Raw genomic sequence first — 25,520 nt, forward strand, 5'->3', positions numbered from 1 at the left:
AGTCGAGCCAGTACTTATTTGAAATATTGTGCCGGAGTAGTGCCGGTATATTGCTTAAAAAAGCTGATAAAGGCACTGTCGCTGGAAAATTGTAAATTAAAGCCCACCTGCGCCACCGAGGTTCCCGTTGTTAATTGTTCTATGGCCGCAAGTAATCGCCATTGCTGGCGCCAGGCTTGATAAGCCATTCCCGTTTGTGCGCTAAAAATGCGGCTAATTGTGCGTTCACTGGCTCCGATTTCTACTGCCATATCCTTAAGATTGGCTGGCGGTTTCTGATGTTGCTGTAGTTGCGCAAGCCAGGTTGTTAAACGTTTATCCTGTGGGAGGGGTAAAGCCAGATTTTCTTCCGTGGCATTGCCCAATTCTTCGCAGAGCAGCAAAAAGGCATTGTGTTGACTGCTTCTTGGTTTGTCCCAAGGCCAAAACGACATAGTGTCGATTAAGGCTTTGAGTAGTGGGTTTACATGGAAAATAGTGACCTTATCGGGCAATGAGCTGACGGTTTCTGGCTCAAAGTAGAGTGAGCGATAGGCGACGACATTATGCATTCTGACACTGTGCTCGACACCTGCTGGCAGCCAAGCGGCTCGCGTCGGCGGTAATACCACTTGAGCCTGGGTTAGGGTGAATGTCATGCATCCTGCTGGAGCATAAAGCAGTTGTGCCTTCCTGTGGTAATGCATTCCCGAATCGTGTTCGCCCATATCGGCGGCAATGCCAATAACCAGATTATCCAGCAGATCTGGATTAAATAGTTGTTCGGGTAGAATAAAGGCCATCTTGTCCTATTTTTGATGTTTTTTGTCTAAGTGTTGTTAATTGTTACATTTGGATTTTATCTATACTGCGCTATCTTTGACAAGTATGGAGTGACATTTCGGTAAACCAACTCATTTGTTGGAGTGCTGAAATGGACTAAAAATCATGAATATAAAACCCCCTTTAGGGCTCGCTGTGCTGCTAATGATGTTTCCGCAAATAATGGAAACTATCTATAGCCCAGCGTTGCCTAATATTGCAGAACACTTTGCGGTGTCGATTGCTGGCGCATCGCAAACCTTATCTGTGTACTTTATTGCCTTTGCTATCGGCGTATTTTGCTGGGGCCGCTTAGCCGACATTATTGGTCGCCGGAAAGCTATGCTCGCGGGATTAGTATGTTATGCCATTGGCTCAGCGTTAGCCTTGATGGTGAGCGATTTTAGCCTGTTGTTGCTGGCCCGCGTATTGTCGGCTTTTGGCGCGGCAGTGGGTTCTGTGATTACCCAAACTATGATGCGTGACAGTTATAGCGGCGAAGAATTAGCCAAAGTCTTTTCTGTGATGGGAATGTCACTTGGGATAAGCCCTGTCATCGGATTGCTATTGGGCAGTATCCTCAGTGCGTATTGGGGATGTCAAGGTGTGTTTGCCGCACTCATGGTCTCTGCAATTGTGCTGCTGTTTTTGTCGGTAAAATCCTTAACCGAAACGAAACCCGCACATACCCAGAAAATCGCGATAGGCGAGTTAGCGATTAAGATGCTTACCGACAGCGAGATTATTAAGAGCAGCTTGTTGGTGGCGGCGTTTAACCTAATGTGGTTTAGCTACTTTTCACTGGCGCCATTTATGTTTGAGGCGCAAGGCTTATCGACGCTTGCCTTTGGTACTAGTGGCTTACTGTTAGGCTTTGGTGCTTTCCTTGGTAGTTATGTTAATAAAATAATGCTGGGTCGAGGCCACACCAGCGCACAACTCGTTCGCTTAGCCAGTGCTATTGCACTTGTCGGTGGGCTGGGTATTTGGCTGATCCAATCGACCTTTATAGGGCTGGATAATGTTTACTTTTTAGCCCCTATGCTATTGATTGTGATGGCTTACGGTATCGCAATTCCGAACATACTCAGCTCGGCTCTGGCAAGCTACCACACCTATGCGGGCTCTGCTGGCGCACTCTTTGGACTATTTTATTATATTCTGTTGGGATTAGGTTTAGGCGGCGCGGGAATCATCCACCATTTAGGTATTGTGATTACGTTAAGTGCACTGCTTTGCGTTGGCTTAGGTTTACTTTTAGGCTTAGCCAATAAAGCAAAAAACGCTTAAGACGCAAATAAAAAAGCCAAGATAGTAAGTACCTTGGCTTTTTTTATGTAATTTCTACATTTTGTGTAGACGTGAAAAGCTAGGCTTTAGGTGCGAGTTCCTGCTGCTTTGCCGCCTCTTGTGCCGCTAACTCTTGTGCTTTAATCGCCGCTTCGAGCTTAGCTTCAACATAACCAGGAGAGTGCGTTGTGGCCGAGATTAATCGATACATGGCGGGGATCACCAGTAAGGTCACAAAGGTAGCAAACGCCATTCCGAAGAACACTACAGTACCTACAGCGATACGGCTTTCTGAGCCCGCGCCCGTTGAGAAAATTAACGGTACAGCACCCACTAAGGTGGTGAAGGCTGTCATTAGGATTGGCCGTAAACGACGGGATGACGCATCGATAATGGCTTTATCGAGTTCAAAGCCGCGGTCGCGCAATTGGTTGGCAAATTCCACGATGAGGATACCGTTTTTAGTCACCATACCAATTAACATGATCATGCCTATCTGGCTGTAGATGTTGATCCCTTGGCTCGTGATCAGTAGTCCTAAGAAACCACCGAATACACCCATAGGCACAGTAAACATCACCACTAACGGGTTGATAAAGCTCTCAAACTGTGCGGCTAATACTAAGTAGGCAACCAGTAAAGCTAAACCAAATACGATAAAGATACTGCTTTGGTTTTCTTTAAAATCTTTGGATTCGCCCGTGTAACCAATCGAAATATCCTTAGGTAATAATTCAATGGCTTTAGCGTCAAGGAACTTTAAGCCTTCACCTAAGGTGTAACCTTCACTGACGTTAGCCTTGAGGGTGATCGATTTTTGTTTATTGGTGTGGCTTAATCTTTGTGCAGAGGCAATTTCTTCTATATGAGTGACAGTATCGAGAGTGACTAATTCGCCCTTAGCTGACCGCATGTAGATTTGGCTCAGGTCACCGACATTATTGAAACTGTTTTCATCACCGCGTAAATACACATCGTATTCTTCGCCTCGATCAACAAAGGTCGTTTCGGTACGGCCACCCAGCATGACTTCTAAGGTTTCCGATACTTGGTCGACACTGATCCCCAGTTCTGCGGCGCGCTCTTTATCGACAGTAACAATGAGTTCTGGCGTTGTTTCTGCGTAGTCTAAGTCAGCCCCTTCCATCATAGGGCTAGCGTTAGCCTCTTCTTTCAATATCTGCGCCCACTTAAACAGTTCGGCATAGTCCGAACCACCAAGTACAAATTGCACGGGTTCGCTCGATTGCCCTCTAAAGCCTGGCATCATAGGGCGAACCATTACATCTGGAATATCCTTTAAGGCATTGCTAATAATTCCAAGGGCTTGTTGCGCAGTCACATCGCGGTGTTCCCAATCTTCTAGCTGCATGATGACAAAGCCAGTTTGATCGCCAGCACGGCCACCAAAGGCGGGAGCTTGTACGCTGAAGGATCGCAGCACACCTTTACCGAGCAAGGGCATGAGTCTGTCTTCGACTATGTCCATGTTGGCTGTCATACGGTTATAACTGGTGCCTTCGGCGCCTTTAATAAAGGCGAACAACACGCCGCGGTCTTCCTGCGGCGCGAGTTGTGACGGTACTTGTTGCATTAACCAAGCGCTGCCGCCGATACAAGCGAGGATAACTAAGGGCGCGAGTAAACGGAGTTTAATCGCTCGAGTCACGGCGACGCGATAAACGCTTTCCATGCGAGCAAAGCCGCTGTCGACCCAACGATTAAAGCGATTCGGTTTGACGTTGGCTTTGAGTAATTTACTGCTCAGTACAGGCGTAAGTGTGAGTGCCACTAAGGAGGAGAACAGCACTGACACCGCCAGCATCACGGAGAACTCGGTAAATAGTAGCCCGACCATGCCCTCCATAAAGGAAATAGGGAGGAATACCATCACCAGTACCGCCGTAGTGGCGATAACGGCAAAGCCCACTTCGCGAGTACCTTTATAGGCGGCGAGTAAGGGCTCTTCACCTTTTTCGATATGGTGGAAAATGTTCTCGACCACCACAATCGCATCATCCACCACCAGACCGATGGAGAGGATTAATGCCATCAATGTCAGTAGATTAATCGAATAACCTAGCATGTTGGCGGCGATAAATGCCGAGATCAAAGATACTGGAACCGTCACCGCTGGGATTAACGTTGCTCGCGCTTGTCCAATGAAGATATACAGCACGAGTACGACCAAGGCGCCCGTGACATAAAGTGTGCTATACACTTCGTTAATTGAGCGGTCGATAAATACGGTCGAGTCGAAGTCGACCACTAGGCTAGTGCCTTCGGGCAGGAAGTCTTGTACGCGATCAACTTCTTTATGCACTTCTTTGGCAACGAGCAGGGGGTTGGCATCGGACTGGGCAATAATGCCTAAACTGATGTTAACTATGCCGTCACTTTTGAAGGTCGAGTTTTCGTTTTGTGCGCCAACAGCCACATCTGCCACATCTTTTAAGTAGATAGCCGTGCCATCGCTGGCGGTACGCACCACAAGATAGTCGAAATCCTTCGGCGTGTAGTACAAGCGTTTGGTACGCACCGACATCACAGTGGTGTCGTTGCGCACTTGGCCGCCGGGCGTTTCTATATTCTCTTTACGCAGGGCGTTGATAATATCCGTTGCGGTAACATTACGCCCTGCCATTTGTTCGGGTCTTAGCTTGACGTACATGACCTTATACAAGCCGCCGGAAATGCTGATAGAACTCACGCCGCTGATTAAGCTGAATTTGTCCTCGAGTACTCGCTGGGCGTAGTCCGTTAATTGAGTGCGGTCCATCACACTCGAGCTTAAATTCACATAGACAGAGGGTTCGCCGGAGCCGTTGTCTTTTGAGACGACGGGGTCTTTTGCATCTTCTGGGAGTCTGCGTTGGGCGCGGGCCACAGCATCACGCACATCGCTGACCCCTTCGGTTAAGTTCCAACCGAGGAGGAATTTAACTGTGATACGCGAGCTACCGTTACGTGTGGTCGAGGTGATTTCGTCAATACCACTGATCCCTGTTAGCTCATCTTCTAAAGTCTTAGTGATCTGGCTTTCCATAATCGCCGCCGATGCACCCGAGTAACTGGTGCTGATGGTGACCACAGGGCTTTCGACGTCGGGCATTTCCCGTATCGACAGTTTAGTGAACGACACTATGCCAAATACACACAGCAGTAAGCTTAAAACGATGGCAACGACAGGGCGTTTAACCGAAACATCGGATAACCACATTATTTCGTCTCCGTTGCTTTAGGACCTGAAAGCTCTGTCGCACGGGCTGAGGCTTTACCATCGAGCGTGACTTCATTGATTTGCAGGCCATCGCGCATATTGACTAAGCCCTGTACCACGACTTTGTCACCTATGTTTAAACCGCTTTCGATTAAGACTTGGTTATCGATACGTGCCCCTAGTGTCACTTCTGTGCGGTGGGCAATGTGGTCGGCGCTAACTACGTATACGTAACGTTTAGTTCCTGAATACTCAAGAGCTTGTACTGGCACCATAGGTGCTGAAATCGCTGGGAAGGTGATGGTTGACGACATCATCATGCCCGGTTTCAAGCGTTTCTTCGGATTATCGAATAGCACCCGTACTTTGAGGTTTAAGGTTTCCTCATTGACGCGGGGATCGATAGCCACCATTTTGCCAGTAAAGATTTCATTCGGCCAAGCGCGACTGGTGGCTGACACTTGCATGCCAATACTCAGTTGCGATAGGAAATGCTCAGGCACTTGTAAGTCGAGGCGCATGCTGGACAAATCATCTAGCGACATCAACTCAGTGCCCATGCTGACCATCTTGCCTTCGCTGAAATTAATCAGGCCAGTATTACCCGCAAACGGCGCTATCAGCGAGTGGTAATGTAAATCTGCTTGGGCGGAGGATAAGCGTGCTTGGGCGATATCAACACTGGCTTTTTGTGCGTCAATCTCGGTTTGGGTAATGGCGTTACGGCTGATCAGTTTTTCAAACTCTTTGAGTTTACGTTTTTCATCATTGAGGAAAGCATTAGCCTCGGCGACGGCGGCTTGGGCTTTCATATCATCGAGTTCGATCAGTAACTGGCCTTTTTTTACCGCTTGGTTTGAGGTCACTGCGACTTGTTTAATCTTACCTGTGACTTGCGGTGCAATGATCACTGCACGTTCAGCCGCGAGTTTGCCGATAAGAGAGATAGATTGCGCTAATGGATATTCAATCACTTCACCCGTGACCACAGGAACGGTACGCATAAGATGTGGTGCGTTCTCGGGTTTAGCCGCTTGAAGGACATCACTAAAACTCACCGCTGTGGCGATAATCGCAAGCAGGGCAATGGCAATAATGGTTTTTTTCATTGTAATTATTATCTCGCGCAAAGGCAGTTTAAAAAGGTAATCGCTCTAATGGCGCTATTCTAGTGAATAACGTACGCCAGTTGGGTAAAAGTTTGTAAAGGTAAGCGAACGAAAATGAAAGAAATTGTGTTTTTTGAGCATTGAGCACAATTCAACGAGAGTTTTGCTGTTTTTTTGTGCTGTTATTGCTTTTTAAAAGCTGGACGGACTTTAGGGATGGACTTCAGTTCGCGTTTTTTCAATCGGCGCTTGAGTCGTTTCAACCTGAGGATATTGGCTTAAAATTGCCGCTAATCGTCCATCGCGGCGCATACTCTCTAAACCTTGATTAAAATCCGTCACTAACTGCGGATGATCCGCCACAGCCAAAGAGATCCCTAAATGAAATACCTCAGTCGCTATGGGGTGGCCGACTTGCTCAAAGGCACCCTCATATTCACTTGGTCCTTTTTTAATTAAATACCTCGCTAAGTTATGGCCAATCAAGACTAAGTCAATACGCTTTAAAAACAGCTTTTTGAGATTCATCTCATCCGAATTTCCTTCCTCTGTGGTGAGTCCCGCGGCGAAGATTTCTGGTGGATTAGCGTAACCGCGACCTATACCGATAGTGAAAGGTTTAAGATCTGAAAGTTGACTGAAACTCAGCGGTGAATCTTTACGTTTATAAAATACAATTTGTACGGGTTGGATAGGCGCAGAATATTGGGCCCATTGCTCGCGCTCTTTACGATACCAGAGCCCAATGATGCCATCAGCTTGGCCTGTTTTAACGAGTAAAGCTGCGCGGGCGAAGGGATAAAACTTGAGACTTGCAGTGTAACCTTGGCGTTTAAAAGCTTCTTTGACGACTTGCGCAACGCCGCCCTGTTCAGGTAAGGCATCGGCATAAAAAGGAGGATAGTTAGTGGCGACTAATTGGAGTTCTCTGCCCGCAAATGCTGGGGGATAGAAGCTGAATAGAAACAAGCAAAAGCTAGATAATCTGAGTAATTTCTTCCCCATTTCTACTCCAGTACTTAGGTGAGTCGCACTTGGCTTGAGTATAGTCAGAGTTAATTAAAACTGGCGAACTTATGGATATTAAGATGAGCGTATATTGAGAGCATACGATTGAGTGTTATGCCGATTTAGATCCATGGCGGGCGCCCGTTTTACCCTTGCTTATTCATGCCTTATTGCCCCAGCGCATTCGTGGATTAAGGCGCTAGCTCATGCACGTATTGGGGCAAAAGATATTAGTGAGGCAGGTTATAGCGAAACCTGCTCACCCTGATACAAACCTCGGCGGAGTTTTCCAGCGTCGATAAGTAACAGCTCACCTGATTTACCATTCTTAATGCTGCTATCTATCGCAATGATTTTATTATGATAAAGCCCAATAACTTGTTCCTGCGATGTGTGCCCTACGACGATATGATCGACCTTGAAATAGCTCAGTATGCTATCGATATCTGACTCTTTCAGTTCATCTTTAAAGTAGCCGCGATACCAAGTTGGACCATTGGTAAAAAACAAAAAGTTGAGTAAATCATTTTGCTTTAAATCGGATTTTTTATCATCTAAATGCTGCCGAAATAATTGGTTAGCATCGTTGATATTTAATTTACGCTCGACCCATTCAGGGCTGATGCCGCCGTGCATAAACAAGATATTATTGATTTTGACTAAAGTATGTTTGCTGCGAAGCCATTGGCCTATTTCGGTGTCTTTGTTGTAGAGCGCATCGTAGCTGCGTTTGAGTAAATCTGCCGAGACTTGGTAGCGTTCGTTGACGTAGCGTAAGTCGCCGCGAAACACCATTTGCTCGTGATTGCCCATGAGTAGATGTAAGCGTCCGCCCGCAGCTTGGGCTTCTTGGTCTAAGGAATATAAAAACCACAATACTTCATTGACTTGATGACCACGGTCAAACATGTCGCCCGTCATCACCATATGACCGTCACCAAAGGCCCAGTGGTTATCTTTGTCGATAATCTGATGGGCTTTTAGCAAGTTAATCATTACATCAAACTGGCCGTGTACATCGCTAAGGGCGACAATTTTGCTGACATGGGTGAAGGTATCTGGCTCAACCGTGACAGCTTGTGTGTGAAGGTGTGGTTGGGGTAATTCACCGCAACTGGCAGGGCGAGTTAACTGCGCCTTCGCAATCGGTGTTTGTTTTAGTTCACTATGGCAAATCCAATAGGCTGTGTCTTTTTGAGCATCATCTAAAAACACATAAGGGCCATCGGTGATGCTGCTTTCTTGAATTTTTAACTCTGTATCAGTTTCACTTGCATTGGCCGCCAGTGAGATAAACGCAAGTGAGGTAAAGGGGAGTGCGGTGACAAGCCATAACAGGGGCGTGAATTTTCTCTGTTGCTTGAGTATCCATTGGCTGGCTCGGCTAAGTCGCGTCATAGATAGCATGATTGGGTGAGCCCCGACTGGCATCGAATTGATTTGCATTAGACCGCATCCTTGTTCTTGTTTTAGTTATTTATTTTGTCATTTTAGACACTTGAGTTGATGAGTCTTCGAACGTGCAGCTTGACGAATTCAATTTCAAGCGCTTAATCGCAAGTGCTTAATCTTAAGTACTTAATGTCAAGTGCTCAACCTATTGAAAACACTAAATCATACGGATAAGGCTTAACATCGGCAAGTCGTGAGGCGGGCTAAATTAAACTTGTTCGCCTCGTGATTCAGTTATTCCATCATTGCATGTCTAATAAGTGCATGACTGTCGTTACATGGTATTGGCAGTTACATGGCATTGACGACGGTATAACTATCAACAAACTGCTCGAAACTGACGATTTTGCCGCTGTGTATCTTCCATAAATGGGCGACTCGAGCGGTAAAATGTTTGCCCGTTTTGACATAAGTACCTGAATAAGTACCGAAGGCAAAAACCTTATCGCCCTGTGCCACATAGTCTTCGATATCGACGCGATAGTTATCCCATTCTTTTTCGAGGCGGGCGAACACATTGGCGGCTATCGCACTAAAACCTATGTAAGTGCCCGTATAGGGAAAACCTGCCGCCTCTGTCCAGCGTGCGTCATTTGCCAGTGCATGCTCAAGATTTTTAGCATTTTCGGCTGAGCTATGTCCCTCGTAAGTACTTTTGACAAGTGCAAGATTCGCATCAGTTTGCCTTGCTGTTTCGATAAGATTTAACTGAGCAGGCTCACTCACTAAAGAGCTTGTTGGAACACTATTAAGCGTTGGCATGATTACGACTCAAACTGTGCTTCAAGATGGCTTAACCACTGGGCGGGTTGGCCATAAAAGCGGTTGATATTAATGGCGGTGATGTTGCCGTCATCATCCTCTATAGCCATTGAAGGGAAACCTTGGGCACCCATCAGATTCAGTAATGCTCTGGATTCAACAATATGCTCATATAGCTTGTCTTCACCTTGGGCATAATGCTGCGCAAAGCCTATAGGGTCGAGCCCAAGTTCAGCGGCTAACCTTGCGAGATTACCTTCATCACTGGCGCTGTGACCATCACGGTAATGGGCCAGTTGTACTGAGTGTAGATAGGCCAAACTGTCGCCACCCATGGCCTCGACTGCGAGCATGGCTTTAATCGGAGGCGCCGAGTCGAGTACGATTGCGGTATCGCGCAGTAGACCATCAAAATAGTTTTTCCCAAAAGGTTGTCCGGTTAGCTCGGCAATACGCAGATCGTGGGGCATAACATAGTCGCGCCAGTTAGCATCGATTTGTTTACGTCTTGGGCCCGTGAGCATACCGCCGCCGTGGAGCTTAATGGTAAAGCCTGCTTTTGCAGCGGCATCGAGTAAAGGCGCTGCCGCATAACACCAGCCACATAAAGGGTCGATAATGGCGTGCAGAGTGCGCTCTTTGGCCGTTGCTGTGCTGCTGGTTTTGCTAGTTGGATGAGTTGTTGGCTGAGTCATAGTGTTAAACCTTTTGGCTTAAGTTCGTCGCGACATTAGCGACTTAAGCCCTTTGAGATTATTGATTAAAATAGTTAGATTGGTACCGTTATTTAGGTGCAGTCATTTAGCTAAAAAATGGCACGCAATCGCTCACGTGCCCGTCTTTAACTGTTTTCACTTAAATGCTTGTACCTAATCGCCTAGATAGATATGGCTGGGCTTACATAGGCCAGGTCATTTCGCCCATGTAAACTTTGGCGCTGATCTCAAGCCCTGCATCAGCTGGCATTTGTGGGTATAGCGCCAGCATCTTTTGGATTAATTCGGCTGAATCTTTCGAGGCTTTTGCAGCGATTTCAAAGGCTTTTACATATTCACGAGTAAAACCGATGGCGTGGGTATTAAATCGCGCTTTGCCTAAATAGTGCCCTGGGATCACTGTGGTCGGCAGCAGTTTTTCCATTGCATCTAAATGGGTTAACCATTCCTGACGCTCAGAGGCAGTTTGAGTGTCAGCCATCCAAACATGCGTGTTATCAAACACTTCAACGCCACCTGTAATGGTTTTTGCCGATGGCACCCACAGGAAAGTGTGTTTAGGGTGTTTATCATTAAAACCTTTGATAATCACTTGCTCACCGTCGATAGTAAAAGTGTCACTGTGAATCGCCTTAGGTAACACTAATTCGCTTGGCGCATTATCTTTTAAAATCGGTCCCCAGTAGGCGAGTTTGCCTTCCATTGAGGCTTTAATGGCATCGACTGTGGTTTGAGTCGCGACGATTTGAGCATCGGGAAAATGCTTTTTAATCACGGCTAAACCGAAATAAAAGTCAGGGTCGCTATGACTGATATACACCTGAGTCAGCTTTTTACCGCTGGCCTTGATGGTATCAACCAAGGTTTGGGCATCGTTATTTTGAAATTGCGCATCGACTAACATCATTTCGTGTTCGCCGCTGATAAAGCTTGATGACACGGCAAAGATGCTGTTTTCGCCGGGATTAAAATGGCTCACTTGCAATGGCGCAGCATTGACCGCGCTAAGCCCTGCCAGCAACAAGGTGGCGGCTAGGCTGATTTTAGACGAGGCCTTCAATGTGGCGTTAACTGTGTTGCGTATAGCATAGGTCGATGTGTTCATTTTGGGCTCACTTATAGTCACAGGATGAAAGAGTAAAAAGGTTCGATTTAGCATTCATTGATTTGCAGCTGCTGCAAAAAGTGAGTTAAGTATAGGTTGCAATAATCAATAGATAAATGCGAGTATCTGCCCATGTTTGTTGCATTAATCGGACGAATAGCTGTATGCACTCTGGCACTCTTAATTATTAGCTATTAGCTATGTGGATACGCGAGTATGTGAGTGGGCCTTCGAGTGATTGAAAGTTAGTGATTGAATGTGAGTGGAGATAAATCATGGATAGACTTGAAGCGGCTAAGGTGTTTGTGACTATTGTTGAGCGCGGCAGCATGATCAGCGCCGCCAATGCCTTAGATATGTCGCGTTCTATGGTGACCCGTTACTTGAGCGAAATGGAAGAATGGTCTGGTGCTAGGTTGCTGCATCGTTCGACGCGTAGCCTCAGCTTAACGCCCGCGGGTGAGCAAGTGCTGGACTATTGCCATCGGCTGCTCGAACTGGCTAACGAAGTGCCTGCGGTAAGCCACGCCGCTGTGGCGATTCCGCGGGGATTACTCCGTATTAGTTGCTCCCAGTTTTTGGCGCATCAGATTTTAGCGCCCGTGGTACAGCAATATTTAGCCAGTTATCCGCAGGCGAGCGTGAATTTCCACGTGAGCAGCCAAACCGTCGATTTAGTCGCCGAGCGGATTGATCTGGCTATTCGCATTACCAATGAACTCGATCCCAATCTTATCGCTAGGCGCTTAGGGGAGTGTGAGTCTGTGGTGTGTGCCGCACCGAGTTATCTTGCCGCGCGCGCCGCCGTGCTGCATCCCGAGGATTTAACTCAGCACAACTGCTTAACCTATTCCTATTTTGGCGATGTGATGTGGTGCTTTTATAAAACCGATGTAGGGGCGAAACAGGCTCAAGCGCTGAACTCCGATCCTAAGGTAAACCAAGGTCAGGCGTTTAATGTGCCTGTGAATGGCAATTTTAGCGCCAATGATTCCATGGTGGTGCTCAATGCTACACTGGCAGGCGAGGGGATTGCTATGCAGCCTGTTTGGGCGGCGAAACCCTATTTAGACTCGGGTCAGTTAGTGCCTTTGTTAACTGAGTTTAAGCCTCAGTCCCTCGGTGTGTATGGCGTGTATCAATCCCGCAAACATATGCAGCCTGCACTTAGGGTGATGATGGACATGCTGGTGGCCTATTTTGGCAGTTTGAAATAGTGCCAGTTTGAAATAGCACCTTTGAAATAGCGCCAAAGTCTACGGCACTCATAGCGTAACTGGATGCCATAAAAAAGGAGCTTAACTCTTTCGAGCTAAACTCCTCAGATTTACACTTGCCTAGATTCTAGATTCTAGATTTACTTTATCATGCGCTTGTATTTCAAGCGGTGTGGCTCAACCACATCGGCGCCATAGGTGTTCTTCAACCATGCCGAGTATTCTGTGTAGTTACCTTCGTAGAAGTTCACTTGACCTTCGTCGCGATAATCCAGAATGTGGGTCGCGATACGGTCGAGGAACCAACGGTCATGCGAAATCACCATAGCGCAACCTGGGAATTCCAGAATCGCTTCTTCCAGTGCGCGCAGGGTTTCAACGTCTAAGTCGTTGGTGGGTTCGTCGAGGAGTAATACGTTACCGCCCGCTTGCAGCAGTTTGGCTAAATGCACGCGGTTACGTTCACCACCAGATAAAGTACCGATGACTTTTTGCTGATCGCCACCACGGAAGTTGAAGCGGCCTACATAGGCGCGGCTCGGAATTTCCATGTTGTTGATACGCATGATGTCTTGACCACCGGAAATTTCTTCCCAAATGGTGTTCTTATCATTCATCGAATCGCGGAACTGCTCAACCGAGGCCAGTTGCACTGTATCACCCAGCTCAATGCTGCCGCTGTCTGGCTTTTCAGCGCCGGATAACATGCGGAACAGGGTCGATTTACCCGCGCCGTTGGCACCGATAATGCCGACGATCGCGCCCTTAGGCACAGAGAACGACAGGTTGTCGATCAATACGCGGTCACCGTAAGATTTGGTCAGGTTATTCACTTCAATAACCTTGTCACCTAAACGTGGTCCTGGCGGAATAAACAGCTCGTTGGTTTCGTTACGTTTTTGGTAATCGTTAGTGTTCAGTTCTTCAAAGCGTGCCATACGGGCTTTGCCTTTAGACTGGCGGCCTTTCGCGCCTTGACGTACCCATTCCAATTCTTTGGCAATGGTCTTTTGGCGAGCGCTTTCGGTAGCCGATTCTTGCTTTAGACGGGCATCTTTCTGCTCAAGCCATGAAGAATAGTTACCTTCCCACGGAATACCTTCACCGCGGTCGAGTTCTAAAATCCAGCCAGCGGCATTGTCGAGGAAGTACCTGTCATGGGTAATCGCGACCACAGTACCAGCATATTCCTGCAGGAAGTGCTCAAGCCAAGCCACAGATTCAGCATCCAAGTGGTTGGTTGGTTCGTCCAGTAACAGCATTTCTGGTTTTTCAAGCAGCAAGCGACAAATCGCCACGCGGCGACGTTCACCACCGGATAATACTTCGATTTTCTCATCCCAATCTGGCAGACGCAGGGCGTTGGCGGCGCGCTCAAGGACGTACTCTAAGTTATGGGCATCTTGGGCTTGAATAATGGCTTCGAGTTCGCCTTGCTCTTTTGCAAGGGCGTCGAAATCGGCATCCGGCTCGGCGTAGGCTGCGTAAACGGCATCGAGGCGAGTCAGGGCATTTTTTGCCTCTGCTACCGCTTCTTCAATCGCTTCACGTACGGTTTGATTCGGATCGAGTTTAGGTTCCTGCGGCAGGTAACCGATTTTCAATCCCGGCATTGGGCGCGCTTCGCCTTCAATTTCGGTGTCGATACCCGCCATAATGCGCAGTAGTGTCGACTTACCTGAACCGTTGAGGCCGAGTACGCCAATTTTGGCGCCGGGGAAAAAGCTTAAAGAAATATCTTTAAGGATCTGCTTCTTAGGCGGAACAATTTTACCCACCCGCAGCATGCTGTAAACAAACTGAGCCATTTTTCTCTATCTTAAGTGACTAATGATGCGGCTAATTCTACTCGATTGCGCGCCGAACTCAACTCGACAATGAGCCAAGTTCAAGCACTCTCTGCAGGAATTTCATGTTTCAAATACTGGGATTGTGACCGCGTTCCGAGTAGAATACCGCGCAACCCTACCTATAAGAATTGGCAGCTGGAGTAAGCAATGCTGAAAAAAGATATGAATATCGCAGATTATGATCCGGAACTGTTTAACGCAATTCAGAATGAAACTCTGCGTCAAGAAGAGCATATTGAGCTGATTGCTTCTGAAAACTACACCAGTCCACGCGTGATGGAAGCGCAAGGTTCACAGTTAACCAATAAGTACGCTGAAGGCTATCCAGGCAAGCGTTACTACGGTGGTTGTGAGTATGTGGACGTAGTTGAAACCTTAGCGATTGAACGTGCTAAACAACTGTTTGGCGCAACTTACGCTAACGTACAACCTCATTCAGGTTCACAGGCAAACAGCGCGGTTTACATGGCATTGTTAAAGCCTGGCGATACCGTACTGGGCATGAGCTTAGCTCATGGTGGTCACTTGACCCACGGTTCACCGGTTAACTTCTCTGGCAAACTGTACAACATCATTCCTTATGGTATCGACGAGTCTGGCAAAATTGACTACGACGAGATGGAACGTATTGCCTTAGAACACAAGCCTAAGATGATGATCGGCGGTTTCTCTGCCTACTCAGGTATCGTTGATTGGGCAAAAATGCGTGAAATCGCAGACAAAATCGGTGCTTATTTATTTGTCGATATGGCACACGTTGCCGGTCTTATTGCTGCGGGCGTTTATCCAAACCCAGTTCCACACGCACATGTTGTGACATCTACGACCCACAAAACCTTAGCGGGTCCTCGTGGTGGCGTGATCCTGTCAGCTGCTGACGATGAAGACTTGTATAAGAAGTTGAACTCTGCGGTATTCCCTGGTGGTCAAGGTGGTCCATTGATGCACGTTATCGCCGGTAAAGCGGTGGCGTTCAAAGAAGCCCTAGAGCCAGAATTTAAAGTTTACCAACAGCAAGTGGTTAACAACGCTAAAGCTATGGTTGAAGTGTTCCTTGAGCGCGGTTACAAAATCGTCTCTGGCGGAACCAGCAACCACTTAATGCTAGTTGACCTGATTGGTCGTGACTTAACGGGTAAAGAAGCCGATGCCGCCTTAGGTAGCGCTAACATTACTGTGAACAAAAACTCAGTGCCAAACGACCCACGTTCACCCTTTGTGACCTCAGGTGTGCGTATCGGTACGCCAGCCATTACGCGCCGCGGCTTTAAAGAAGCGGAATCGAAAGAGCTGACTGGCTGGATTTGTGACATCCTTGATGATGCAAGCAATCCTGCTGTGATTGAGCGTGTTAAAGGCCAAGTATTGGCACTTTGCGCACGTTTCCCTGTTTACGGCTAATTTGCCTATGCATCTACGTTTAGTAGATGAATGGCCGAGATTGACCGCCGACTGACTTGATACCTGTCACATCAGGTACTTAGCATCAGGCACTTAACATTAGGTTGTTAAGCTCAGGTAGTTAACCTCAGCCCATAAATAGGATAAAATCCCATGGCCGCATCTTGCGGCCATTTTTATTGGTAAAATCTTAGGCTTAAATCCATTGCGTTTGACTGAGATTTAACAGGTAAACCCATTAACGCTTTACGACCATTCACTGGCAGGAGGCTCAATGCATTGTCCATTTTGTAGCGCGACAGATACTAAAGTCATCGATTCCCGATTAGTGGCAGAAGGCCACCAAGTGCGCCGTCGCCGAGAATGCACCGAATGTCATGAAAGATTTACCACCTTCGAAGGCGCTGAATTAGTCATGCCTAGGGTGATTAAGCGTGATGGTTCACGCCAACCCTTCGATGAAGAAAAACTCCAAGGTGGCATGTTGCGCGCCGTTGAAAAACGCCCCGTGTCTATGGATGAAATCGAGCAAGCGCTTAGCAAAATCAAGTCAACCCTGCGCGCCACTGGCGAGCGGGAAGTGCCGTCAGAAATGGTAGGTAACTTAATGATGGAGCAATTGATGAGCCTAGATAAAGTCGCCTACATACGTTTCGCTTCCGTGTACCGTGCCTTTGAAGACGTGTCTGAATTTGGCGAAGCCATCGCCAAACTGCAAAAGTAGTCATTGAGTTTTGTCGCCGACAAGGCAGACGTGTACGAGCGATTGGCGTGAAAGCACAAATTTAAAAGACAGGTTTGTAAGACTGGTGAAAGCCGAAACCTTTAACAACAGGGTTGAACATGAGCTTGAACATAAGTTGGTCCGTACTCGATACCCAAATGATGAGCCGCGCGATTCAATTGGCGCGCAAAGGCTTTTACACCACAAGACCCAATCCTAGTGTGGGCTGCGTTATCGTTAAAGATAACCAAATTATTGGTGAAGGTTATCATCAAAAAGCGGGTGAGCCCCACGCCGAAGTGCACGCACTACGTATGGCTGGCGAACACGCCCGCGGCGCAACCGCCTATGTCACCTTAGAGCCCTGCAGTCATTATGGCCGCACGCCGCCCTGTGCCTTGGCGCTGATCAATATTGGCGTTAAACGTGTAGTTGTGGCGGTGGAAGATCCTAATCCGCAAGTGGCTGGTCGCGGTATTCAAATGCTGCGCGACGCTGGTATTGAAGTGGATGTGGGATTACATCGCGATGAAGCCTATGCCTTGAATGTAGGCTTTATGAAGCGCATGGAATCGGGTTTACCCAGAGTTACAGTAAAATTGGCTGCGAGTCTCGATGGTAAAACCGCGCTGTCTAACGGTGTGTCTAAATGGATAACCGGTCCAGAATCTCGCCGCGACGTGCAGCGATTACGTTTACGTTCTTGTGCACTGGTCACGGGAATTGAAACCATACTGGCGGACGATCCCTCACTCAATGTGCGTTATCAGGAACTTGGCAGCTTAAAAGACAGTGTAACCGAGGCGCAATTACTGCAGCCATTAAGAGTCATACTCGACAGCCGCGTCCGTTTGCCGTTATCGGCCGCCTGCTTGACTATCGTATCGCCGATACTCTTGGTCTCGACCGTGGCTTATCCCGCAGAGTTTCAAGCACAATTGCCCTCCCATGTGAGTTGCCTCGTGTTACCTGCAATTGCAGGTCGCGTCTCATTGCCTGAACTATTAAGCTATTTAGGCCAAAGCTGTAATCACGTGTTGGTGGAAGCGGGTGCAACCTTAGCGGGCGCATTTTTAGCGGAGGGGCTGGCCGATGAGTTAGTGCTATATCAAGCGATGAAAATCCTCGGTGGGCATGGGCGAAATCTGCTGCAATTGCCCGATTATCAAACCATGGCACACATTCCTGCACTAATTTTGGTAGATGAGCGCAAATTAGGGCCAGATACCCGTTTAACTTTGAGCGTTATGCTTGATACCTCTTTATCTAAATCGAATTGGAGCAAGATAACCGTTTAACCTTGAGTCTTATGCCTTATTACTTCTTTATTTAATTAAGTGAGTTAACCATGTTTACTGGGATTATTGAAGCCGTTGGCACCCTGCGCAAACTGGAGCGTAAAGGCGATGATATTCGTCTTACCGTGGCGAGCGGCAAACTGGATTTAAACGATGTGCGTTTAGGCGACAGTATTGCTACCAACGGTGTGTGCTTAACGGTTGTGCAGCAATTAGCAGACGGTTATGTGGCTGATGTTTCAGCCGAAACAGTGAGTCTAACCGGGTTTGCCAACTATAAAGTGGGCACTAAGGTGAATCTTGAAAAGGCCGTTACCCCAACCACACGCTTAGGCGGCCATATGGTTAGCGGCCATGTTGACGGTATTGCAACGGTTGAGCAACGCTTAGTGCGTGGTCAAGCCATTGAATTTTGGTTAGCCGCACCCGTAGAGCTTGGGCGTTACATTGCCCATAAAGGTTCCATCACCATTGATGGCGTGAGTTTGACGGTTAACGAAGTGGACGGCAGTCGATTCCGCTTGACCATAGTGCCGCATACCGCAGGTGAAACCACGTTAATCGACCTGCAAGCGGGCGATAAGGTGAATATCGAAGTGGATTTAATCGCCCGTTATCTTGAACGCTTGATGAATTATTATAGCAAAGACAGCAAGAGCGGTGGCGTCACCATGGAAATGTTAGCCCGTGCCGGCTTTGTGCGTTAGTGCACAGGAGCAGATTATTTAACTTAAGCTTATCGGCAGCTTAGGTTATTTAGGTATAGAATTTCATAATAACAGCAAAATCATAAGGTCCTACAATGGCGCTGCACAGTATAGAAGAGATCATCGAAGATATTCGTCAAGGCAAAATGGTTATTTTGATGGATGACGAAGACAGAGAAAACGAAGGTGATTTGATCATGGCGGCCGAAATGGTCACGCCAGAAGCGATTAACTTTATGGCGAAATATGGCCGTGGGCTCATTTGCCAGACCATGACTAAAGCCCGTTGCCAGCAGTTAAATCTACCCTTAATGGTGACGAATAATAACGCCCAGTTCTCGACTAACTTTACGGTTTCTATTGAAGCGGCGGAGGGTGTGACTACCGGTATTTCGGCCCACGATCGCGCTGTAACGGTGAAAGCGGCTGTGGCTAAAGAGGCTAAAGCGTCTGATTTAGTGCAACCAGGGCACATCTTCCCGTTAATGGCACAGGACGGCGGCGTATTAACCCGCGCAGGCCACACTGAAGCTGGCTGTGATTTAGCCCGTCTTGCGGGACTTGAGCCATCGGGCGTTATCGTTGAGATTTTGAACGAAGACGGCACTATGGCACGTCGCCCAGATTTGGAGATTTTCTCCGAGTTGCATGGCATCAAAATCGGCACTATCGCGGCTTTAATCGAGTATCGCAATACCAAAGAAACCACGGTTGTGCGTGAAGCTAAATGCAAATTACCGACCCGTTTTGGTGAGTTCGACATGGTGACCTTCAGAGACACTATCGACAATCAACTGCACTTTGCCTTAGTCAAAGGTGAGGTGAAAGAAGATTGTTTGGTGCGCGTGCATTTGCAAAATACCTTCAACGATTTACTCCACTCAGAGCGCGATCAGCAACGCAGCTGGCCACTCGAAAAGGCGATGGAGCGTATTTCTGCAGAAGGTGGTGTATTGGTTTTACTCGGGAATCAAGAACATCCCTGTGAAATCCTCTCTAAGGTGAAAGCCTTTGAAGCTGAAGATCAAGGCCAAGCGCCTGCATCTGCAAAATGGCAGGGGACGTCGCGTCGTGTGGGTGTGGGTTCGCAAATTCTCGCTAGCCTTGGCGTGACTAAGATGCGTCTGCTCAGCTCGCCTAAACGCTACCATTCACTTTCAGGCTTTGGCCTTGAAGTGATTGAGTATGTGGCGGACTGAAGCCCAAAGTTACACTGAAGTAAAATTAACAATTTCTGATAATTTGCATAGGGCTCTGGGCAATTGGCTGTGATATCATGTCGCCACTTTTCGCCCCGAGCTGGGTGCTTTAGCTAAATTAGGTAAGATAATGAACGTAGTTCAAGGTAATATCGAAGCGAAAAATGCCAAAGTTGCGATTGTAATTTCGCGTTTCAACAGCTTTTTAGTTGAGAGCTTGCTTGAAGGTGCACTTGACACGCTGAAACGTTTTGGCCAAGTCAGCGACGACAATATCACTGTTGTCCGTGTACCAGGTGCGGTTGAGTTGCCGCTAGCTGCGCGTCGCGTAGCTGCCAGTGGTAAATTCGACGGTATTATCGCATTAGGTGCGGTGATCCGTGGTGGTACTCCTCATTTTGATTTTGTTGCAGGCGAATGTAATAAAGGTCTAGCTCAAGTTGCTTTAGAATTTGATCTGCCTGTTGCTTTCGGTGTTTTGACCACTGATACCATTGAACAAGCGATTGAACGTTCAGGTACCAAAGCGGGTAACAAAGGCGGCGAAGCTGCTCTAAGCCTGCTTGAAATGGTCAATGTTCTGCAAGAACTTGAACAACAGTTGTTATAGTAGGAAAAATAATGAAGCCTTCTGAGCGCCGCAAGGCCCGCCGTTTAGCCGTTCAAGCCATCTATTCATGGCAACTAAGCGGGAATAATATTGCCGATGTCGAGCATGAGTTTTTAACTGAACAAAGTCTCGACGGTGTTGATGTAGCTTATTTTCGTGAGCTATTTTCAGGCGTTGCAACGAAGAAAACCCAATTGGATGAGCTGATCATCCCGCATCTGGAACGCCCGATTGATGAAGTGTCTCCAGTAGAGAAAGCCATAGTTCGTTTAGCGACCTATGAGCTGACTTTCCGTAAAGATGTGCCATACAAGGTCGCGATTAACGAAGCGATTGAGTTGGCAAAAGCTTTCGGTGCGGACGAGAGTCATAAGTTTGTGAACGGACTGCTCGACAAACTGGTTGCACGCAAGTAATAAAGACAAACGGTATCTTAGGATACCGTTTTTCATTGCTAACAAAGGTGGCCGATGTAAGTCGTGCCAAACTGTACAGTGAAAGAATTCCAATTAATTGAATGTTATTTTAGCAACCGCGGCCCCACTCGCCGTGATGTGAAGCTTGGCATCGGTGACGATTGCGCTTTAGTGCAACCTGCAGAAAACAAGTCGATCGCTATCTCCTGTGACACCTTAGTTGAAAATGTCCATTTCTTCCCCGATATGCCTCCTGCTGCCTTAGGTTACAAAGCCTTAGCGGTAAATTTATCTGATCTGGCTGCCATGGGCGCTGAACCCGCGTGGATGACGCTTGCCTTAACGCTACCCGAAGTCGATGAGACTTGGCTAAGTGGCTTTAGTGAAGGCTTGTTTGAAGCGGCCGATTACTATGGCATCGCCTTAATTGGCGGCGATACGACTCGTGGTCCACGGGCGATTAACATCACAGTGCACGGCCAAGTCCCACCGGGCAAGGCACTCACGCGCCATGGTGCTAAAGCGGGTGATTGGATTTATGTCACGGGCACGCTCGGAGATTCGGCCTTAGGTCTGGATATCATTCGAGGCGCGCAGCAGGCCAGAGCCGAGCATAAAGAATTCCTGATTAATCGACATTATCGTCCAACACCAAGAGTCTTAGCGGGCCAAGCTTTGCGTTCGCTTGCCTCCAGTGCAATCGACCTTTCCGACGGGTTTATCTCGGATATCGGTCATGTGCTTAAGGCTTCGGCAGTTGGTGCTGTGGTGGACGTTAATTGCATCCCGCTTTCACGCGCGATGCAAGATACCGTCAGCGAGGAGCATGCCTTAGGTTATGCGCTTACGGGGGGCGAAGATTATGAACTGCTGTTCACCGTTCCTGAAGCGCAAAAAGGTGCGCTTGAGACAGCGTTGAGCCATGCTGGAGCAAAGTTTGTTCGCGTTGGACAAATTTGTGCAGGCAGTAAGCTCAAGTTGCAACTCAATGGTGAGCCGTTTACACCGCCGTATCACGGTTTCGAGCACTTTTAAGCGAAGAGCATGTTAATGAAATGGTTGTCAAAGGATCAGGTGCTAACGCGCCTGTCATTAAAAAATCCTGTCCACTTTTTGGCACTCGGTTTTGGTAGTGGACTCGCCGCTAAAGCGCCTGGTACTTTCGGTACCTTAGCAGCCATTCCCCTCTATTTATTGATGGCGCCATTACCGCTCACTTGGTATATCGGCTTAACCTTATTGAGCGCATTTGCGGGATTTTATATCTGCGGTAAAGCCGCTCAAGATATGGGGGTACACGATCACGGTGCGATTGTGTGGGATGAAGTGGTTGGGCTACTGATCACTATGATAGCGGCACCAGCAGGTTGGGGTTGGTTGTTAGTCGGCTTTGGTCTATTTCGCTTTTTCGACATCATCAAGCCTTGGCCTATTCGATGGCTCGATGCCAAAGTTCATGGTGGCTTTGGCATTATGATTGACGATGTCTTAGCGGGCGTGTTTTCGTTTATTTGTCTGCAAGGGCTAGTCTGGTTTTTTAGCTAACATTATCGCTAACCTAACATGATAGTTAACCCGGCATGTTAGTTAGCATAGTCAACAACTAACCCTTAGTTTTTGATATAGCCCCTTAGCTTGTGATATACAGTGTGTAGATTCAAGCGTTTAGCGACCTCATTCGTTATTTGATCCATACTACTATTGCAGCAGTTCCCTTGCGTTTGCTAGGGTATTGCTGGTGATAGTATCGCCACCTAACAGTCTTGCAAGCTCTTGGATACGCTGCTCACGATCGAGCGATTTCATTGTGGTCTCAGTACTGCCTGCCTTATTAAATTTATCGACGAACATGTGTTGATGACCATTGCCCGCAACTTGCGGCAAGTGAGTCACGCACAGTACTTGGGTCGATTCCCCTAAGCTGCGTAACATGCGGCCTACTACTGCGGCGGTGGGACCGGAAATCCCGACATCCACCTCATCGAAAATCAATGTCGGCGTGGCAACTTTCTTCGCGGTAATGACTTGGATCCCTAAGCCTATCCGTGAAAGTTCACCGCCAGATGCGACTTTCGAAATCGGTTGTAAAGGTTGGCCAGGGTTAGTGGTGACCATAAATTCGATATTATCACTGCCGTTGGCTGACATTTGCTCTGGGTGGAAATTGACTTCGATAGTAAATTTACCCTTTGGCATATTCAGTTCGTGGATTGACTGAGTCACGAGTTTGTCGAGTTCTTTGGCATATCTAGCCCGGCTTTGGCTGAGTTTTTGTGCGTTGCTAAGGTAAGCGGCTCTGCTAGCATCGACCTGTAGTTGAATTTCTTCAAGTTTACTTTCGTCACTGTCTAAGGTGCTCAGCTCTGCCTTTAATGCCAAATGATGTTCGGCTAGTTTATTTGGGCTGACATGGTGTTTACGCGCCAGTTGCATGGCTTTTGATAGCCGTTCTTCTAAATAGGCAAAGTGGGTTGGATCGAGTTCAAGCTTACTCAAATAGTGCTGTAATTCGCCTGCACTTTCTTGCACTTGGATTAAGGCATCATTGAGCATAGTGTTGATATTGCTTAATGCAGGATCGTAGCTTTGCAGATCTTCGGCGAGGGAAACGACTCGATTAAGCAGCGACTCTATATTGTTCTCTTCGCCTTCAGTGAGTATATCTAAGCTCGCCTGACAGGTATCAATCAACTCAGTGCCATTGGCCAGACGTTTGTGCTCTTGCTCAATTTCATCGAACTCATCGACTTTAAGATCAAACTCATCGAGTTCTTCTACTTGATATTGCACTAATTGCTTACGGGCAATACGTTCATGTTGGGAGGCTTCGAGGTGCTTTAGATCGGCCTCAATTTGTTTGCAGCGTTGAAAACTGGCGGCAACCGTATCGATAAGCAATCTGTGGTTGGCATAACTGTCGAGCAAGGTAAGTTGGTGTTCACTCTTCAACATCGCATGGTGCGCATGTTGACCGTGAATACCGATAAGCAACTGACCCAGTAATTTGAGCTGCGTCAGCGGCACTGGATTACCATTGATGTAGGCGCGTGAACGGCCATCGCTACCAATAGTTCGACGTAGGATACACTCATCATCGAGTTCAAGATCGTTATCTTCTAACCAACGTTTTGCCAGTGGAATATCGTCCAAGGAAAAGCGGGCGCTGACTTCGGTTTTATTGGCTCCTGGGCGAACACTGCTGGCATCGGCGCGATTGCCTAGGCACAGGCCTAGCGCATCGATGGCGATCGATTTACCCGCACCGGTTTCACCTGTGATGCTGGTCATACCGGGGCGAAAATCCAGCTCTAAAAAACGGACGATTGCGAAGTTATTAATGCTGAGTTGGCAAAGCATAGTGAATTCCTGTCGAAAAACATACCAAACCACTGTATTGATAAACAGTATATACTGATTTTATATACAGTAAAGTGGCTTGGGTAAATAATCGGCATTATCGGCAGTAAATATTTTTAATTGACTGATTATGCATGGGTTCTTACTAAGCTTTCTAAGATAGGCAAACTAAAAAAAGTAACTAAGGTGCCAAATAGAATGCCCTGAGCACTGGTAGAAGCCTGAGTATTATAGCGCTGGGCGAGCAAGTACACGCTCGCCGCAGTGGGCAGTGCGCTTAAGATCACGCCCATGATCAGGTAGTCGCCGCTCACACCAAAACGGCTAAGCATAAAGTAGACGAGTGCCGGTTGGACAACTAGCTTGAAGAGGTTGATAAGGCTCAGTTCGATAAAATTCTTGGGGCTAAATACGCTGCTATCTTTCTGGTAGCGCATCGCTTTGGCGAGCACCATACCGATGGCAAACAGCGCGCACGGGCTTGAGGTATTGCCAATTTGCTGGATCATGAGCGCCAGCCCTGAGGGCAGTTTTATCTCTAGCGCCGAAATGCCGACACCAATTAAGCTACCAATAACGATAGGGTTTTTACCGACCGCCATCGCCATTATGACTAAGGCGTGGTGTTGTCTTTGGGTGTTTGTGGCCAATTCCATCGAGACTAAGGCGACGGCAAACATCAGCACGTATAATAAGCTGGCAATCGCAGCGGCGACTAAGGCGCTTTGCTGCTGCGGAAAGAGGATGATGAGTAGTGGAATACCAATAAATGCGGTATTACCAAAGGTGGCATTGAGGGCTCGAATAGCGGCAACCGCATGCTGTTTAGGGTTAGCAAGCAGCGAGAGCCCAAGGCAGACAAGATAAGTGATCACCATAGCCGTGCTGTAGCCCGCAATAAATCCCCATTGCAAAATCTCACCAATCGGCTGCTGCGCGAGGGCGATAAGCATGATCGCGGGGAATGCAATATAGTACACATATTGGTTTAGCACTTGGTCCGTATCGACGGGCAAGAGTTTTAATTTTTGCACTAGTGTGCCGAGCAACATGATCCCGAAGACGGCAAACAGAGGGGTTAAAATGGTCATTTCCCTCACTCATCCTTACGATTAAATTTGAATAAACTCAGCCACCACCGTCATTTCTACTATCGCTATGATTTTAGGTGGGCGCTTGCCTTTTTTATGTCACTTTAGAACCAGAACTAGCGCCAGCGCAGTAAAACTCGCCACAAAATAACATACCATTTCAATCTAAGGCTATTGCGCTATGGTC

At 47.6% G+C, this 25,520-nt stretch carries 22 protein-coding genes; 11 read left to right on the forward strand and 11 right to left on the reverse strand.

Translation table 11 applies throughout. The annotated features are described in order from the left end of the window. Positions 1–14: 14 nt before the first annotated feature. Positions 15–782: an AraC family transcriptional regulator gene (locus RA178_RS05870; RefSeq protein ID WP_306684903.1), complete on the reverse strand. Its 768-nt coding sequence runs from the start codon at positions 780–782 to the stop codon at positions 15–17. Positions 783–927: 145 nt separating this feature from the next. Between RA178_RS05870 and RA178_RS05875 the strand changes: the two genes are divergently transcribed. Then, the gene (locus tag RA178_RS05875) at positions 928–2,091 is read left to right on the forward strand and encodes a multidrug effflux MFS transporter (RefSeq protein WP_306684904.1); all 1,164 of its coding nucleotides are present in this window, start codon (positions 928–930) and stop codon (positions 2,089–2,091) included. Positions 2,092–2,170: 79 nt separating this feature from the next. On the opposite strand, the gene RA178_RS05880 is transcribed toward RA178_RS05875, so the two are convergent. The 7 genes from RA178_RS05880 to RA178_RS05910 form a co-directional block, all read right to left on the reverse strand. Next, the gene (locus RA178_RS05880) at positions 2,171–5,311 is read right to left on the reverse strand and encodes a multidrug efflux RND transporter permease subunit (RefSeq protein ID WP_306684905.1); all 3,141 of its coding nucleotides are present in this window, start codon (positions 5,309–5,311) and stop codon (positions 2,171–2,173) included. Next, entirely contained in the window at positions 5,311–6,420 is a 1,110-nt protein-coding gene (locus RA178_RS05885; RefSeq protein ID WP_105251741.1) for an efflux RND transporter periplasmic adaptor subunit, read from the reverse strand. Before RA178_RS05885 ends, RA178_RS05880 begins: the two co-directional genes overlap by 1 nt. 210 nt (positions 6,421–6,630) lie before the next feature. Next, positions 6,631–7,425, reverse strand: coding sequence for a substrate-binding periplasmic protein (locus RA178_RS05890; protein ID WP_306684906.1), 795 nt, complete (start codon positions 7,423–7,425; stop codon positions 6,631–6,633). Positions 7,426–7,671: 246 nt separating this feature from the next. After that, a complete protein-coding gene (locus RA178_RS05895) occupies positions 7,672–8,874 on the reverse strand; it encodes a metallophosphoesterase (protein WP_219254122.1) in 1,203 nt (400 codons plus the stop codon). A 297-nt stretch (positions 8,875–9,171) separates the two neighbouring features. Next, complete coding sequence (locus tag RA178_RS05900; protein ID WP_306684907.1) at positions 9,172–9,642, reverse strand: nuclear transport factor 2 family protein; 471 nt, start codon at positions 9,640–9,642, stop codon at positions 9,172–9,174. A gap of 2 nt (positions 9,643–9,644) precedes the next feature. Continuing rightward, the gene (locus tag RA178_RS05905; RefSeq protein WP_306684908.1) at positions 9,645–10,337 is read right to left on the reverse strand and encodes a DsbA family protein; all 693 of its coding nucleotides are present in this window, start codon (positions 10,335–10,337) and stop codon (positions 9,645–9,647) included. Between the two features lie 202 nt (positions 10,338–10,539). After that, positions 10,540–11,463: an MBL fold metallo-hydrolase gene (locus RA178_RS05910; RefSeq protein ID WP_306684909.1), complete on the reverse strand. Its 924-nt coding sequence runs from the start codon at positions 11,461–11,463 to the stop codon at positions 10,540–10,542. A gap of 275 nt (positions 11,464–11,738) precedes the next feature. On the opposite strand from RA178_RS05910, the gene RA178_RS05915 reads away from it, so the two are divergent. After that, on the forward strand, positions 11,739–12,680 hold the full coding sequence (locus RA178_RS05915) for a LysR family transcriptional regulator (RefSeq protein ID WP_306684910.1): 942 nt from the start codon (positions 11,739–11,741) through the stop codon (positions 12,678–12,680). Positions 12,681–12,820: 140 nt separating this feature from the next. Here the strand turns inward: RA178_RS05915 and ettA are convergent, their stop codons facing one another. Then, a complete protein-coding gene (gene ettA / locus RA178_RS05920; RefSeq protein WP_028761391.1) occupies positions 12,821–14,488 on the reverse strand; it encodes an energy-dependent translational throttle protein EttA in 1,668 nt (555 codons plus the stop codon). Positions 14,489–14,677: 189 nt separating this feature from the next. On the opposite strand from ettA, the gene glyA reads away from it, so the two are divergent. From glyA to RA178_RS05965, 9 genes are all read left to right on the forward strand, one after another. Continuing rightward, complete coding sequence (gene glyA / locus RA178_RS05925) at positions 14,678–15,931, forward strand: serine hydroxymethyltransferase (RefSeq protein WP_306684911.1); 1,254 nt, start codon at positions 14,678–14,680, stop codon at positions 15,929–15,931. Positions 15,932–16,205: 274 nt separating this feature from the next. Then, entirely contained in the window at positions 16,206–16,655 is a 450-nt protein-coding gene (gene nrdR / locus RA178_RS05930) for a transcriptional regulator NrdR (RefSeq protein ID WP_006082643.1), read from the forward strand. 119 nt (positions 16,656–16,774) lie between these two features. Continuing rightward, positions 16,775–17,953, forward strand: a complete 1,179-nt coding sequence (gene ribD, locus RA178_RS05935; RefSeq protein ID WP_306684912.1) for a bifunctional diaminohydroxyphosphoribosylaminopyrimidine deaminase/5-amino-6-(5-phosphoribosylamino)uracil reductase RibD — start codon at positions 16,775–16,777, stop codon at positions 17,951–17,953. Positions 17,954–18,003: 50 nt separating this feature from the next. Then, positions 18,004–18,660 carry a riboflavin synthase gene (locus RA178_RS05940; RefSeq protein WP_306684913.1) on the forward strand — a complete coding sequence of 219 codons (657 nt, stop codon included), beginning with the start codon at positions 18,004–18,006 and terminating at the stop codon, positions 18,658–18,660. A 95-nt stretch (positions 18,661–18,755) separates the two neighbouring features. Beyond that, entirely contained in the window at positions 18,756–19,859 is a 1,104-nt protein-coding gene (ribBA, locus tag RA178_RS05945; RefSeq protein ID WP_306684914.1) for a bifunctional 3,4-dihydroxy-2-butanone-4-phosphate synthase/GTP cyclohydrolase II, read from the forward strand. A 130-nt stretch (positions 19,860–19,989) separates the two neighbouring features. After that, positions 19,990–20,469, forward strand: coding sequence for a 6,7-dimethyl-8-ribityllumazine synthase (gene ribH, locus RA178_RS05950; protein WP_006082639.1), 480 nt, complete (start codon positions 19,990–19,992; stop codon positions 20,467–20,469). A gap of 11 nt (positions 20,470–20,480) precedes the next feature. Then, positions 20,481–20,885: a transcription antitermination factor NusB gene (nusB, locus tag RA178_RS05955; protein ID WP_006082638.1), complete on the forward strand. Its 405-nt coding sequence runs from the start codon at positions 20,481–20,483 to the stop codon at positions 20,883–20,885. 78 nt (positions 20,886–20,963) lie between these two features. Continuing rightward, entirely contained in the window at positions 20,964–21,920 is a 957-nt protein-coding gene (gene thiL, locus RA178_RS05960) for a thiamine-phosphate kinase (protein ID WP_263199961.1), read from the forward strand. A gap of 15 nt (positions 21,921–21,935) precedes the next feature. Further along, complete coding sequence (locus RA178_RS05965) at positions 21,936–22,430, forward strand: phosphatidylglycerophosphatase A family protein (RefSeq protein WP_263199869.1); 495 nt, start codon at positions 21,936–21,938, stop codon at positions 22,428–22,430. Between the two features lie 153 nt (positions 22,431–22,583). On the opposite strand, the gene recN is transcribed toward RA178_RS05965, so the two are convergent. Both recN and RA178_RS05975 read right to left on the reverse strand, forming a co-directional pair. Next, positions 22,584–24,242: a DNA repair protein RecN gene (recN, locus tag RA178_RS05970; protein WP_306684915.1), complete on the reverse strand. Its 1,659-nt coding sequence runs from the start codon at positions 24,240–24,242 to the stop codon at positions 22,584–22,586. A 128-nt stretch (positions 24,243–24,370) separates the two neighbouring features. Beyond that, positions 24,371–25,333 carry an AEC family transporter gene (locus RA178_RS05975; RefSeq protein WP_306684916.1) on the reverse strand — a complete coding sequence of 321 codons (963 nt, stop codon included), beginning with the start codon at positions 25,331–25,333 and terminating at the stop codon, positions 24,371–24,373. Positions 25,334–25,520: the final 187 nt, after the last annotated feature.

The organism is Shewanella oncorhynchi (assembly GCF_030848765.1).
In the GTDB taxonomy this organism is placed as follows: domain Bacteria; phylum Pseudomonadota; class Gammaproteobacteria; order Enterobacterales; family Shewanellaceae; genus Shewanella; species Shewanella oncorhynchi.

Excerpts from the sequence above, each read along its gene's own strand:
- RA178_RS05965 (WP_263199869.1), top strand. The coding sequence starts at position 21,936 with ATGAAATGGTTGTCAAAGGATCAGGTGCTAACGCGCCTGTCATTAAAA.
- ribBA (WP_306684914.1), top strand. The coding sequence starts at position 18,756 with ATGGCGCTGCACAGTATAGAAGAGATCATCGAAGATATTCGTCAAGGC.
- RA178_RS05940 (WP_306684913.1), top strand. The coding sequence starts at position 18,004 with ATGTTTACTGGGATTATTGAAGCCGTTGGCACCCTGCGCAAACTGGAG.
- nusB (WP_006082638.1), top strand. The coding sequence starts at position 20,481 with ATGAAGCCTTCTGAGCGCCGCAAGGCCCGCCGTTTAGCCGTTCAAGCC.
- RA178_RS05875 (WP_306684904.1), top strand. The coding sequence starts at position 928 with ATGAATATAAAACCCCCTTTAGGGCTCGCTGTGCTGCTAATGATGTTT.
- RA178_RS05895 (WP_219254122.1), bottom strand. The coding sequence starts at position 8,874 with ATGCAAATCAATTCGATGCCAGTCGGGGCTCACCCAATCATGCTATCT.
- recN (WP_306684915.1), bottom strand. The coding sequence starts at position 24,242 with ATGCTTTGCCAACTCAGCATTAATAACTTCGCAATCGTCCGTTTTTTA.
- RA178_RS05870 (WP_306684903.1), bottom strand. The coding sequence starts at position 782 with ATGGCCTTTATTCTACCCGAACAACTATTTAATCCAGATCTGCTGGAT.
- RA178_RS05975 (WP_306684916.1), bottom strand. The coding sequence starts at position 25,333 with ATGACCATTTTAACCCCTCTGTTTGCCGTCTTCGGGATCATGTTGCTC.
- RA178_RS05885 (WP_105251741.1), bottom strand. The coding sequence starts at position 6,420 with ATGAAAAAAACCATTATTGCCATTGCCCTGCTTGCGATTATCGCCACA.
- ribD (WP_306684912.1), top strand. The coding sequence starts at position 16,775 with ATGAGCTTGAACATAAGTTGGTCCGTACTCGATACCCAAATGATGAGC.
- RA178_RS05905 (WP_306684908.1), bottom strand. The coding sequence starts at position 10,337 with ATGACTCAGCCAACAACTCATCCAACTAGCAAAACCAGCAGCACAGCA.
- nrdR (WP_006082643.1), top strand. The coding sequence starts at position 16,206 with ATGCATTGTCCATTTTGTAGCGCGACAGATACTAAAGTCATCGATTCC.
- RA178_RS05900 (WP_306684907.1), bottom strand. The coding sequence starts at position 9,642 with ATGCCAACGCTTAATAGTGTTCCAACAAGCTCTTTAGTGAGTGAGCCT.
- ettA (WP_028761391.1), bottom strand. The coding sequence starts at position 14,488 with ATGGCTCAGTTTGTTTACAGCATGCTGCGGGTGGGTAAAATTGTTCCG.
- RA178_RS05890 (WP_306684906.1), bottom strand. The coding sequence starts at position 7,425 with ATGGGGAAGAAATTACTCAGATTATCTAGCTTTTGCTTGTTTCTATTC.
- glyA (WP_306684911.1), top strand. The coding sequence starts at position 14,678 with ATGCTGAAAAAAGATATGAATATCGCAGATTATGATCCGGAACTGTTT.
- RA178_RS05915 (WP_306684910.1), top strand. The coding sequence starts at position 11,739 with ATGGATAGACTTGAAGCGGCTAAGGTGTTTGTGACTATTGTTGAGCGC.
- RA178_RS05880 (WP_306684905.1), bottom strand. The coding sequence starts at position 5,311 with ATGTGGTTATCCGATGTTTCGGTTAAACGCCCTGTCGTTGCCATCGTT.
- RA178_RS05910 (WP_306684909.1), bottom strand. The coding sequence starts at position 11,463 with ATGAACACATCGACCTATGCTATACGCAACACAGTTAACGCCACATTG.
- ribH (WP_006082639.1), top strand. The coding sequence starts at position 19,990 with ATGAACGTAGTTCAAGGTAATATCGAAGCGAAAAATGCCAAAGTTGCG.